Here is an 11,978-nt window from a genome sequence, read left to right on the forward strand (position 1 = left end):
CCTTCCTCTCGTAGGCACAGGTAGGTGTGCCCATAAGTAGTGACCAGACAGGGGTGTTGGATGTGACAGACGTTCGTCAGTTGCTCCGCCAGTCGTGGTACCTCGTCGGAGCGATCCTCGCCGTCGCCTCGGGGAGCAGGTCGCGGCTCTGAAGATGTGCCCCGAAATAGGTGCCGAGAGGGTCTGCAGTCACCTCCCGCTCATCCTGGCGGAAACGCAGATCTTGAACCGCCAGCTGCTCGAGGCTGAAGACCTCCGGGCCCGCGAACTCGACCATGCCGTACAGCGGTCGACCGAGGGCGACCTCGGCGACGGCACCGGCGACGTCTGCTGCCGCCATGGGCTGTAGGAGCACGTCCGCGACACGAACTTTCCCGCCGTGCGTGGCGTTGTCGGTGATGTTTCGGATGAACTCGAAGAACTGCGTTGCGTGCACCAGTGAGTACGGCTGCTGAGACTCGATGATCAACCGCTCCTGCTGCTCCTTCGCTGCGAAGTACCCTCCTTCAGCGCGCGCGAGCCTGTCCGTTCCGACGACCGAGAGCGCGACGTGATGCGCGACTCCGACCGCTCGGCCGTAACTGAGCAGATTCATGGTCGAGGTGTAGAAGAAGTCACGGGCGGCCTCTTCGTCGGTGTACGAGGAGTTCGACACGTCGACGAGCACGTCTGCACCGGTCAGCGCCTCCTCCAGCCCTTCGCCGGTGTACGAGTTCACGCCGGTCGCGCGTGCCCCGACGAGAACTTCGTGGCCGGCATCGTCGAGAGCGCGGGTGAGCTTGGCGCCGATCAGTCCGGTTCCACCGATGACCGTGATTTTCATGATGCTCCTTCGTCAGCTGAGGCCGTCGCGTATGGCCGCCCGTACATGAATTGACCGGGCACACACGGAGGTTGTGACGCAAAACGGCGAGAAGACCGCTCATCCGCAGGGTTGTCACAATCACTGATTTCATCTGGTCCTTTCTTGCATGGGCTGCAGAACCGGTGACGGTCGAGAACGGCTCACCGCACATCTGAAAGGACCCTGTCATGACCGACCACGTTCTGGAGCCGGAGGCGCAAGCCTTCGCCGACGCGACTTCGACGCCTCCGTTCCTCGCCGACCTCGGTGTCGAGGGCGCGCGAAAGCTCCTCGACGACGTCCAGGCGGCGCCGGTCGCAGAGTCCGATGTCGTCGACGAGTGGATCACTGTCCCGGCGGAGGTCGGAGACGTGCGGGTCCGCATCGTGAAGCCTGCGGGTTCCAGCGGCGAGCTGCCGGTCGTGCTCTACGTCCACGGTGGCGGCTGGGTGCTGGGTGACGCCGGCACGCACGACCGTCTCGTGCGCGAGCTTGCGGCCGGCGCCGATGCGGCAGTCGTCTTCGTCGAGTACGACCGCTCGCCGGAAGCCCATCACCCCGTGGCTGTCGAACAGGTGTACGCGACGGCACGCTGGATCACGAACGACGGCGCGTCGAAAGGTCTGGACGCTTCTCGTCTCGCCATCGCCGGTGATTCCGTCGGCGGGAACATGGCAGCCGTCGTCGCGATTCTCGCGAAGCGTCGCGGCGACGTCACCTTCGTCCACCAGTCGCTGTACTACCCGGTGACCGACGCCGGTCAGGACACGGAGAGCTACCGGGAGTTCGCAGAAGGGTTCCACCTTCGCGCCGACGCGATGGCCTGGTTCTGGGACAGCTACCTTCCTGACGTCGACGCTCGCACCGATGTCAGCGCGTCCCCGCTCAGAGCGTCGATCGACGAGCTGGCGGGTCTGCCGGAGACGTTCCTCGTCGTCGACGAGAACGACGTCCTTCGCGACGAGGGCGAAGCGTACGGGCGGAAGCTCATCGAAGCAGGCGTGCGCACGACGCTCGTCCGCTACGACGGCACCATCCACGACTTCATGATGCTCAACCCGCTGCGCAGCTCCGCTGCCAGCACTGCCGCGATCGAACAGGCGATCCACATTCTCCGCAAGGCACTCGCAGCCGCGTAGTCGCCCGTCCTCGCATCCGAAGCCCCCCAGCAGCACAACATCTAGAGAGAAGAGACATCATGACCCCCGAGAAACCCACCATCGTCCTCGTCCACGGAGCGTTTGCAGAGTCTGCATCCTGGAATGCCGTCATCGCGCAGCTGCAGACCCACGGTGTGAAGGTGGTCGCCGTCGCCAACCCGCTGCGCAGCCTGACCGGCGATGCCGCGTACGTGCGCGACGTCACCTCCTCCATCGCGGGGCCCGTCGTACTCGTCGGGCACTCCTACGGCGGTCTCGTGATCACGGAGGCAGCGTCCGCCAACACGGCTGTCGTCGGCCTCGTCTACGTATCAGCGTTCGTCCCCGAGACCGGCGAGAGCGCCTTCGATCTGTCGAACAGCGCCCCCGGGAGCACACTCGGCGAGACGCTGCTGGTGCACCCCGTCTCCACAGGCGGAAACGAGTTCGCCATCCGTCCGGACGCATTCCACCACCAGTTCGCTGCGGACGTGACTGAGGAGACCGTCGCCCTCATGGCCGCGACTCAGCGACCGGTCACCGAGGCCGCACTCACAGACGGGCTGCCCACCACGCGGCCGGCGTGGAAGGACATCCCGTCATGGCACGTCTTCGGCGACCATGACCTGAACATCCCGGTGGCGGTGTTCCGCGCGGGCGCAGAGCGCGCCGCTTCCCGCGGAACGCGGGAGATCGAGGGTGCCTCCCACGCCGCCCTGGTGTCGCACCCCGAGGTCGTCGCCGAAGTAATCGCGTCCGCCGGCAAGGCGTACGTCGCCGGCGTCACGTCAACCATGGCCTGACCCAGACCGTGGCGTCCCGCACTGCTCGCGCGGTGCGGGGCGCCACACCATCGACGTGAAGGATCATCATGACCTCTGCATCCTCGCCCTTCCTCACTGCCCAGCAGATCGACGCGGGCGACCTGTCCGTCGCCTACTTCGATCTCGGCGACCCGTCTGCAGACCCCGTCGTGCTCCTGCACGGCTATCCCTACGACGTGCACAGCTACGCCGAGGTCGCGCCGATGCTCGTCGACGCCGGCTATCGAGTCGTCGTGCCGTATCTGCGCGGGCACGGCCCCACGCGGTTCCGGGATGACCGAACCGCTCGCACGGGTCAGCAAGCCGCATTGGGATCGGACCTTCTGACGTTCATCGACGCTCTGGATCTGGACCAGCCGGTCCTCGCCGGATACGACTGGGGCGGGCGGGCGGCATGCGTCGTCGCCGCCCTGTGGCCGGAGCGGATCTCCGGACTCGTCTCGGTCAACGGCTACCTCATCCAGAACATCGCCGACTCGCAATCACCGATACGCCCTGACCTGGAGGCCGGGTTCTGGTACTTCTGGTACTTCGCCACCGACCGAGGTCGTCGCGGCCTCGATGCCAACAGGCGAGACATCGCCGAGGTGATCTGGCGGAGGAACTCGCCGGAATGGGCGTTCAGCGACGCGCAACTGAACCGCGTCGCCCGCGCATTCGACAATCCCGACTACGTCGAGGTCGTCATCCACTCGTACCGTCACCGACTGGGCCTGGCGCCAGGAGCGGAGATCTACGACGAACTCGAGGAGCGTCTGGCTCTTGCCCCGACGATCAGCGTTCCCACGATCACGCTCGACGGCACGGCGGATGGGAACTTCCCGGCGACGGACGGGTCACAGCATGCGCATCTGTTCTCAGGCCCCCGCGAGCATCGTCAGGTCCGCCATGCGGGTCACCATCTGCCGGCCGAGGCACCGCACGCCTTCGCCCAGGCTGTCGCGGATGTCGCGGAACCTCCAGGGGACGGAGCCGGCACGCCGTGACACGGTGGTGCACCGTCGAACACCTCGACGGTGCACCACCGAGCGATCAGTGGACCTGATCGGTCGGGCGAACCAAGAGCTCGTTGATGGAGACGTGCTCCGGCTGGGTGAGCGCGAAGACGATCGCGTCCGCGATGTCCTCCGGCTGCAGTGTGCGCATCGACTGCCCGATCTGATCGGCGGCATCCCTCATGACGGGGTCTGTGGTGTGGTCGGTGAGCTCCGTCTCGACGAAGCCCGGCTCCACCACGACGACTCGGACGCCGCGACTCGTGACCTCCTGTCGGACCGCTTCCGCGAATGCGGTGATCCCGAACTTGGTCGCCGAGTACACGGCGGCGCCCGCAGACGCGATTCGCCCCGAGGTGGATGACACCTGAACGAACGCGCCGTGCGTTTCGACGAGGTGAGGGAGAGCGGCGTGGGCCACGAACATCGATCCCAACAGGTTCGTCTCCACCATGCGCACCCATTCGTCCGTGTTCGCGCCCACGACCATTCCTGCCAACATCAGCCCGGCGTTGTTCACGAGTGCGTCGAGCCGACCGAAACGTTCGACGGCTGCCGCCACCGCCCGGTCCACGGATTCGCGGTCGGTGACATCGAGCTCCACCGCCAGCATCTCGCCGGGAGCTTCCTCGACCAGATCCTGCAGATTCTCCGTTCGGCGTCCCGCGGCGACGACGAGTGCACCAGCTGTGGAGAGGGCCAGAGCGGTGGCGCGTCCGATTCCGGATGACGCTCCGGTGACGAATACGACTTTGCTTTCCAGTTTCCGATTCATGCGCTTTCCCCTGATCATGGCGCCGCGACCGGAGGTGGCTCCACCGGAGCTCGTAGGGCGCCACCAATGTGACAGCGAGAACCGGTGCGGTGTGACAGGCCGATCGAGCGGCAGCCCCCTGTTGCGCCTGACGCTCGTCACAACGGGGGCTTCCTCCCGGTCAACGAAGTGAACGGCGCTGAGAATGTCAGGCGCGCCTCAGATTCGAAAGGTGAACATGTCGACCATCGGGCAGCAGGAAACGATCGCGGATCTCCCGGCCGAGCCCGGGCTCCCTCCCGCGCACCTCGACCACGCCGCACCCGCCGTGTACAAGGCGCTCCTGTCAGCAGGCAAGGAGGCCACTGCTGCGGCAGTGCAGGCGGGCCTCGACCAGCGCATCATCGAGCTGATTCGCGTCCGCGCGTCTCAGCTGAACGGCTGCGCGTTCTGCCTGCGGATGCACACGCGCGACGCTCTCCTCGCGGGGGAGACATCCGACCGCCTCGCCGTTCTGAGCGCGTGGCGGGACACCGACTACTTCACCCCGGTGGAGAAGGCCGCGCTCGCGGTCACCGAGCACGTGACGCTCATCGCCGACGAACAGGCCGGGCGCGCAGCGCAGCGCGACGCAACCGGCGCACTCTCGGTCGAGCAGCACGCCGCGGTGAGGTGGCTGGCCATCATCATCAACGCCTTCAACCGAGTCGCCATCACCAGTCACTACGAGGTGGCCCCGGAGCGTCGAAGCGGAAACGAGGCCCGCTGATGGCCGATGCGGAACCCGGCGCGGCCGCATTGAACAGTGCGATCGGGACCGAGCTGTTCGTGCTGCAATCGGTCGCGAGCTCGACGATCGCAGAGGCGGGAACGCGCAGCACGATCTACCTGTCGACGCTGTCAAGCGGACTGGTGGCCATCGGCTTCGCGGGCAAGTCGCCCGCACTGCTGGCGGTCCTCACGGTCACGGTCTTCCCTACGATCTTCATGCTCGGCTGGTTCACCGTCGTGCGCCTGGTCGACACCAGCGTCGAGAACATCACGGTGCGCCGGCGCATGGTGCGGATCCGGGAGCACTTCGTCAGCCTGCATCCGTCAGGTCCGGATCTGATCTCCCTCGACAACCCGCGCACCGGGGAGCTGGGTGTGCGCTACTCGCGTTCGTCATTCCTGTTCACGATGGCGAGCATGATCGGAACGGTGAACTCGGTGCTCGGGGGAGCGCTCGTCGCGCTCCTCCTGATCTTCGGAGGGGGCGCGCAGCCACTCCTCGCCCAGATCGCCGGGGTGGTCGTCGGAGCGGCGCTGCTGACCGCGACTCTGATGTACGAACGACGCCGCATACGGGCGGCCTACCCGGACTGACGAAGAAGCTGCTCGCCGTCAGACGTCTTCGCCTGGACCCGTCACAGATCGGGCTCCTGCGCGGTCACCCTTAGAGGACGGCATCTGCGTGGACCGAAGTCGTTCAGAACGGAGCGGGCGACGATGCGGATCGTGGTGTCGGATGGGACGGGTCAGGAAGACGGAAGCAGGGTCTCCCGTGGGCGCTGAAGACGTCGACGTGGACGAACGCGAGAAGACCGACGAACATAGTGGTGTGTGCACCGAGCTGGAGGACGCGCTGACGACATTCGACGCGCACCGCCGACGTCTGTTCGGCATCGCCTATCGGATGCTCGGCACCGTTGCCGATGCCGAGGACATCGTCCAGGAGACCTGGATCCGCTGGCAGAACACGGATCGCTCGAAGGTACAGGAACCGATCGCCTTTCTCACCACGATCGTGACGCGGCTGTCGATCAACGTCCTCCAGTCTTCCCGCGTGCGCCGTGAGACGTACATCGGCCCGTGGCTCCCTGAGCCTGTGAACACGGAGGACGACCCCGCTCTCGGAGCGGAGCGCGCCGAAGCTCTGCATTTCGCCATCCTGCTCACGCTGGAGAAGCTGACACCGACCGAGCGGGCGGCGTACATCCTTCGCGAGGCATTCGACTACCCCTACCCGCGCATCGCCGAGGTGGTCTCATCCAGCCCGGCCAGCGCACGACAGCTGGTCAGCCGAGCACGCGCACACCTCGCGTCCGCAAAGCAGGCGACGGTGGATCCCGCAGCGCAAAGACGTCTTCTGGCGGCTTTCCTGACTGCTGCCCAGAAGGGGGATGTCCGCGAGCTCGAGTCGCTCTTCGCTGCCGACGTCGTGAGCTACACGGATGGCAACGGGGTGAAGCAGGCCGCACGCATCCCGGTGAGCGGGCGCGGGCGGGTGGCGAAGTTCGTCTCCGCGTTCGCGCACCACTTCTGGACGAACAAGAGAATCGACTGGGTCGAGGTCAACGGGCAGCCCGCCGCAACCCTCACGGAAGACGGGCAGGTCACCACCGTGGTGACCGTGACACCGTCGAGTGACGGCATCCTGCAACTTCTCTGGGTGATGAGCCCCGAGAAATTGCGGAACGTCGCCGCGGTCAGCGCATGACCTCCAGGCGTTACCCGGCGTGGTCGCGCCGGGCACATCGTGGTGCCGACGAGGAGATCATCGCAGAGCTCTCGAAGGCGATGGCGACGAAGGACGACGAAGCGATTCGTGGCCTCCTTCATCGGGCCGTGACATTGGTCATAGACAGCGGAGGGCACGTGGACACCGCATCGATCCCTCTCAGCGGGCGCTCTGCCGCGTCGTCGGAACTGGTGGCGTTGATGACTGAAGGAACCACCGCGGCGTTGGCCTCTATCAACAGCGTCCCCGGCATCACCCTGGTTCGGGATGACCGGGTCGTCGGAGTCATCACGGCCGACTTCCGCTCAGGACGAATGGCCACCGTGTGGGTGGTGTGCAACCCGGAGAAACTCCGCCACTGGAATCGATGACACCGTCACACCCGACCTCGGTCACCGGTCACCCCTTCGGGACGTCACGTCGACGTCTCAAAGACGGAAGGTATCCGAAAATGGCAAAGATCGTAGTTATCGGCGGCACCGGACATGTCGGCTCCCGCGTCGTGGAGAAGCTCATCGCGCACGGACACGATGCGGTAGCCGCGTCGCGCAAGACCGGCGTCGACACGATGACCGGTGAGGGACTCGCGAAGGCGCTCGTGGGAGCCGACGTGGTCGTCGACACGACACAGGCGCCCTCGTATGCTCCGGACGTGGTGATGGACTTCTTCACGACGTCCACGAAGAACCAGCTCGCTGCGGAGAAGGAAGCGGGAGTCAAGCATCACGTGGCGCTCACCGTGGTCGGAACCAACCGGCCGCAGGACATCAGCTACTTCCACGGCAAGGCTGCTCAGGAGAAACTGATCGCGGATTCCGGTGTGCCCTACACCCTGCTTCACGCCACGCAGTTCTTCGAGTTCGCTCCGGCGATCGTCTTCACTTCCATGCAGGGGGAGGAGATCCGCGTCGCCGACGCCCTGATCCAGCCGATCGCGGCGGAGGATGTCGCGACCGCTGTGGGCCGCGCTGCAGCCGGGGAACCCGCCAACGGCCCCGTCGAGGTCGCCGGGCCGGAGACATTCTCGATCGAGGAGTTCATCAAGCGGACGTTCGCCGCAGCAGGCGATCAGCGCTCGGTGACGACCACCCCCGACGCGCAGTACTTCGGCGCGAAGATCGAGCAGTCGACGCTTCTCCCGGTCGAAGGCGCGCAGCTCGCGTCGACGACGCTCGACGAGTGGCTCGCCTCGCAGGCCAAGAAGTAAGAGTCAGGGTGTGAGGAGTGATCACTCCTCACACCCTCCATTCTCGACGAGGTCGACGAACTCACGACACCTGTCACAATCCACACCGCTACGGGGTCTTATTGGTGAGGGAATGGAGACGGAACTGATGAAGAACATCCTCATCGTCGGTGGCGGTTACGCCGGTTTCTATACGGCGTGGAACCTGGAGAAGCGGCTTCGCGACAAGCAGGCTCGCATCACTCTCGTCGAGCCGCGGCCGTATATGACCTATCAGCCGTTCCTTCCCGAGGTGGTGGCAGGATCTGTCGAAGCGCGGCACGTCGCCGTCTCTCTACGCAGCCATCTGAGGCGGACCACAGTGATTCCGGGCCGTGTCACGTCGATCTCGCACGCCGAGAAGCACGTGCTCGTCGAGATGCCGGATGGCTCCTCACAGAGGCGGGACTACGACATCATCGTGGTGACAGCGGGGGCCGTGTCCCGGGTCTTCCCGATCGACGGCATCTCGGAGCATGCCATCGGATTGAAGACCGTCGAGGAAGCCGTCGCAGTGCGCGACCAGTTGCTGACCGCGTTCGAAGCAGCAGCGGCTCTCCCTCCTGGGCCCGAGCGCCGGCGACTCCTCACGGCTACGGTCGTCGGCGGCGGATTCTCCGGGGTGGAGGCTTTCGGCGAGATGCTGGCTCTCGCGTCGTCGCTGCTGAAGTCCTATCCAGAACTCCGCTTCTCTGAGCTGAGCTTCCATCTGGTCGAAGCCAACGAGCGGATCCTTCCCGAGGTGACGGACGAGCCCGGCCGGTGGGTCGTCGAGCATCTGACGCAGCGCGGTGGGATCGTGCATCTCAACACTCAGCTCGTGTCGGCCACCGGTGGCGAGGTGAGGCTGTCCACCGGTGAGCGGTACGCCTCGAACATCTTGGTCTGGGCTGCCGGCAACGCGTCGAACCCGGTCGTCGCCTCGCACACGGACCTGCCGATCGACGCCCGGGGACTTCTGATCACCCGACCGGATCTCCGGATCGGCACCGCCGACAGGATCGTCGAAGACGCGTGGGCCGCCGGCGACAACGCGGCCATCCCCGACCTGACCTCGCCGATCGCGGGAGCGCGCACGGTACCGAACGCGCAGCATGCCGTCCGGCAGGGTCGCCTGCTCGCCAAGAACATCGCCGCGGCCCTCCGGGGAGAGCTGCCCCGCGAGTATGCGCACCACAGCCTGGGCGTCGTCGCTACCCTCGGTCTCGGACACGGCGTCTTCCAGTACAAGGGCATCGTCATCAAGGGACTCCTGGCGTGGCTGATGCACCGCGGCTATCACGTTCTTGCTGTTCCTACGTGGGAGCGCAAGTCCCGTGTGCTGGCGCTGTGGGTCGTCGCGTTCCTCTTCGGCCGTGACATCGTCTCTCTCCAATCGGTTCAGCAGCCTCGGGCAGCATTCCTCGAGGCCGTTCCGCCGATCATCCGCCTTTCGGATCGTGTACCTGACGAGGCACGGCATGCCAGTTGATCGACGCCGCACGGGATCGTTCACGGATCGCGTGTCGGATCGTCTCCGCAGTACCCGCATGGGTGCTGCGGTGGCGTCCGTGCGGCAAGAACTGCGTGGGCGCTCCATCCCGCTGCACTGGACGAACCTCTTCGGCGTCATCACGATCGCCGGCGTCGCGGTGCTCTTCGTCACCGGCGTCGTGCTCATGGTCGTCTACGTGCCGTCCAGCGAGGCTGTCGTGTACCGCGGCCCGCACGTGCCCTTAGGCGGCGTCACGGTCTCGCGGGCCTTCGATTCCGTCATGCGGGTGTCGTTCGAGGTGCCCGGCGGACTGCTTCTTCGGCAGCTCCATCACTGGGCCGCCTTGATGGTTCCCGCATCTGTCCTGATCCAATTGCTGGTCATGTACTTCACCGGTGGATTCCGCCGTCCACGACGAGGCAGCTGGCTGATGCTTTTCCTCCTGCTCATCGTCGTGCTCGCCGGCGGGTGGAGCGGATACGCACTCCCTGACGACATGCTCTCCGGATCGGGGCTCCGCATCGTGGAGGGCATCACCCTCGGCATCCCCGTGATCGGAACCTGGCTGTCGACGGCCCTCTTCGGAGGCGAGTTCCCGGGAAGGATCATCGAGAATCTCTACCTGGTTCACATCCTCGTGGTCCCTGTCGGAATGCTCGTGCTCATCGCCGGTCGCGCTCGATCCGCCTACAAGAACAAGCCTCCCCAGTTCGCCGCCGGCGGTCGGGAGGAGAACAACATCGTCGGCATTCCGCTGCTCCCTCACGCCGCTGTACGGGCAGGAGGACTGTTCGCCGTCGTCGTCGGTCTTCTGGTTCTCATGTCGACCCTCGTCACCGTGAATCCGATATGGAACTACGGCCCGGCCGATCCTGGCAACGCATCCGCAGGAAGTCAGCCGGACTGGTACACCGGGTTCCTTGACGGTGCGCTGCGTCTGGTACCCCCCGGCTGGGAGTTCGAGTTCCTCGACCGCACGTGGACACTCGCTGTGCTTGTTCCGTTGACGGTCGTCGGCGCGTTCCTCGTCGTTGTCGCCCTCTACCCGTTCCTCGAGGGGTGGATCATGCACGACAGCGTGGATCATCACATCCTCGACCGCCCCCGCAACACGACCATCCGCACGTCGATCGGAGTCGCCGGCGTGATCTTCTACGGCATCCTCTGGACAGCAGGCAGCGCCGACATCATCGCGCTCCTCTTCCACGTGTCGTTCGAGACGGTGATCCTCACGCTGCAGGTGGCGCTTCTCGTCGGACCTCTGGCAGCCTTCTTCGTCACCCAGCGCGTCTGCATCGCGCTGCAGCGCAAGGACCGCGACCTCGTGCTGCACGGATACGAGACAGGGCGCATCGTCCGAATGCCCGGTGGAGAGTACATAGAGGTGCATCAACCGCTCGACGAGTATGAGAGATGGAGGCTCGCCGCCCACAAGCCGGCGCAGGCCGTCGAGGCACGCCCCGATGAAGATGGACGGCTACGACGAGCCGAGCGACTTCGCGGCTGGTTGGCGGTGCGCCTGCTCGGCGATCGAATCTCATCGGCAGGCACGAGGAAAGACGACGGGATGTCACCTACCGCGTCACTTCCGCCACTGGAAGAAGCCTGAACCACACGGCACGAGGACGTGACGCCGACCGGACGTCTCATCGCAGTCGACGCTGATGAGACCCACCGCGGCGCCGGAGATGGCGGACGGCGGGTCTCATTCGACGGCCGGACTTTCAGACGGCCGACGAAGTCACGACGATGCGGGCACGCGGCGGGAGCTTCGGCTGCTCAGCTCCTGCTCCGAAACGAGAGTGAGCATGGGCTCGCCCGGGACGCACAGCATGGTGACCACGAAGGTGGTGGACTCGTCAGCGAGGTTGTTGGCGTCCTGGTAGTGGATCACGTCTCCGCCCGGCTCCCAGAAGGTCTCCCCTGCTTTCACGACCCGCGGGGCTTCACCCTCCAGCTCGAAGAGCAGTTCGCCTTCGAGCACATAGCCGAACGCCGGACCCGAATGGCGGTGCGGCCTCGTTCCCGGGCTCGCCGGGGGCAGGGTGACGTGGATCGTCATCGCGTCACGTGCACCGTCGATCGCTGCGAGGTCGACCGATGACAGGACGTGAACTGCCGGTCGCTGGGCTGGCTCGAGGTTGTCGTAGATGGAATTGTGGTCGTGCATGTCTGGCACTCCTGATCTCTTTGCTCCATATCGGGGACAGGCGTACCCCTATG

Annotated in this window: 13 protein-coding genes; 10 read left to right on the forward strand and 3 right to left on the reverse strand. The window is 65.6% G+C overall.

Annotated features, from left to right (window positions below; all coding sequences use genetic code 11):
- Positions 1-76 precede the first annotated feature (76 nt).
- Positions 77-823 (reverse strand): SDR family oxidoreductase, encoded by a 747-nt coding sequence (locus tag ACI3KT_RS05945; protein WP_404903059.1) that lies wholly within the window; start codon positions 821-823, stop codon positions 77-79.
- A 209-nt stretch (positions 824-1,032) separates the two neighbouring features.
- Here ACI3KT_RS05945 and ACI3KT_RS05950 point away from each other — a divergent pair, with 209 nt between their 5' ends.
- The 3 genes from ACI3KT_RS05950 to ACI3KT_RS05960 all read left to right on the forward strand — a co-directional run bounded on the left by ACI3KT_RS05950 (position 1,033) and on the right by ACI3KT_RS05960 (position 3,793).
- Positions 1,033-1,983, forward strand: coding sequence for an alpha/beta hydrolase (locus ACI3KT_RS05950; RefSeq protein ID WP_404903061.1), 951 nt, complete (start codon positions 1,033-1,035; stop codon positions 1,981-1,983).
- Positions 1,984-2,042: 59 nt separating this feature from the next.
- Entirely contained in the window at positions 2,043-2,786 is a 744-nt protein-coding gene (locus ACI3KT_RS05955; RefSeq protein WP_404903063.1) for an alpha/beta fold hydrolase, read from the forward strand.
- Between the two features lie 68 nt (positions 2,787-2,854).
- Positions 2,855-3,793, forward strand: a complete 939-nt coding sequence (locus ACI3KT_RS05960) for an alpha/beta fold hydrolase (protein ID WP_404903065.1) — start codon at positions 2,855-2,857, stop codon at positions 3,791-3,793.
- 46 nt (positions 3,794-3,839) lie between these two features.
- On the opposite strand, the gene ACI3KT_RS05965 is transcribed toward ACI3KT_RS05960, so the two are convergent.
- Complete coding sequence (locus ACI3KT_RS05965) at positions 3,840-4,577, reverse strand: SDR family oxidoreductase (RefSeq protein WP_404903067.1); 738 nt, start codon at positions 4,575-4,577, stop codon at positions 3,840-3,842.
- 217 nt (positions 4,578-4,794) lie between these two features.
- Between ACI3KT_RS05965 and ACI3KT_RS05970 the strand changes: the two genes are divergently transcribed.
- The 7 genes from ACI3KT_RS05970 (at position 4,795) to ACI3KT_RS06000 (ending at position 11,364) form a co-directional block, all read left to right on the forward strand.
- A complete protein-coding gene (locus ACI3KT_RS05970; RefSeq protein ID WP_307299352.1) occupies positions 4,795-5,325 on the forward strand; it encodes a carboxymuconolactone decarboxylase family protein in 531 nt (176 codons plus the stop codon).
- Positions 5,325-5,921, forward strand: a complete 597-nt coding sequence (locus tag ACI3KT_RS05975; RefSeq protein WP_404903069.1) for a hypothetical protein — start codon at positions 5,325-5,327, stop codon at positions 5,919-5,921. Before ACI3KT_RS05970 ends, ACI3KT_RS05975 begins: the two co-directional genes overlap by 1 nt.
- Positions 5,922-6,099: 178 nt before the next feature.
- Positions 6,100-7,035 carry an RNA polymerase sigma-70 factor gene (locus ACI3KT_RS05980; protein ID WP_404903070.1) on the forward strand — a complete coding sequence of 312 codons (936 nt, stop codon included), beginning with the start codon at positions 6,100-6,102 and terminating at the stop codon, positions 7,033-7,035.
- An 80-nt stretch (positions 7,036-7,115) separates the two neighbouring features.
- Entirely contained in the window at positions 7,116-7,427 is a 312-nt protein-coding gene (locus ACI3KT_RS05985; RefSeq protein WP_404903072.1) for a hypothetical protein, read from the forward strand.
- A gap of 80 nt (positions 7,428-7,507) precedes the next feature.
- Entirely contained in the window at positions 7,508-8,263 is a 756-nt protein-coding gene (locus tag ACI3KT_RS05990) for an SDR family oxidoreductase (protein ID WP_307293793.1), read from the forward strand.
- A 127-nt stretch (positions 8,264-8,390) separates the two neighbouring features.
- Complete coding sequence (locus ACI3KT_RS05995; protein WP_307293792.1) at positions 8,391-9,752, forward strand: NAD(P)/FAD-dependent oxidoreductase; 1,362 nt, start codon at positions 8,391-8,393, stop codon at positions 9,750-9,752.
- A 31-nt stretch (positions 9,753-9,783) separates the two neighbouring features.
- Complete coding sequence (locus ACI3KT_RS06000; RefSeq protein ID WP_404903074.1) at positions 9,784-11,364, forward strand: cytochrome bc complex cytochrome b subunit; 1,581 nt, start codon at positions 9,784-9,786, stop codon at positions 11,362-11,364.
- A 132-nt stretch (positions 11,365-11,496) separates the two neighbouring features.
- Here ACI3KT_RS06000 and ACI3KT_RS06005 read toward each other — a convergent pair whose 3' ends face one another.
- Positions 11,497-11,925, reverse strand: a complete 429-nt coding sequence (locus ACI3KT_RS06005; protein WP_404903076.1) for a cupin domain-containing protein — start codon at positions 11,923-11,925, stop codon at positions 11,497-11,499.
- Positions 11,926-11,978 lie beyond the last annotated feature (53 nt).

The sequence above is a fragment of the Microbacterium sp. ZW T6_19 genome (genome assembly GCF_044987465.1).
Taxonomy (GTDB): Bacteria; Actinomycetota; Actinomycetes; order Actinomycetales; family Microbacteriaceae; genus Microbacterium; species Microbacterium natoriense_A.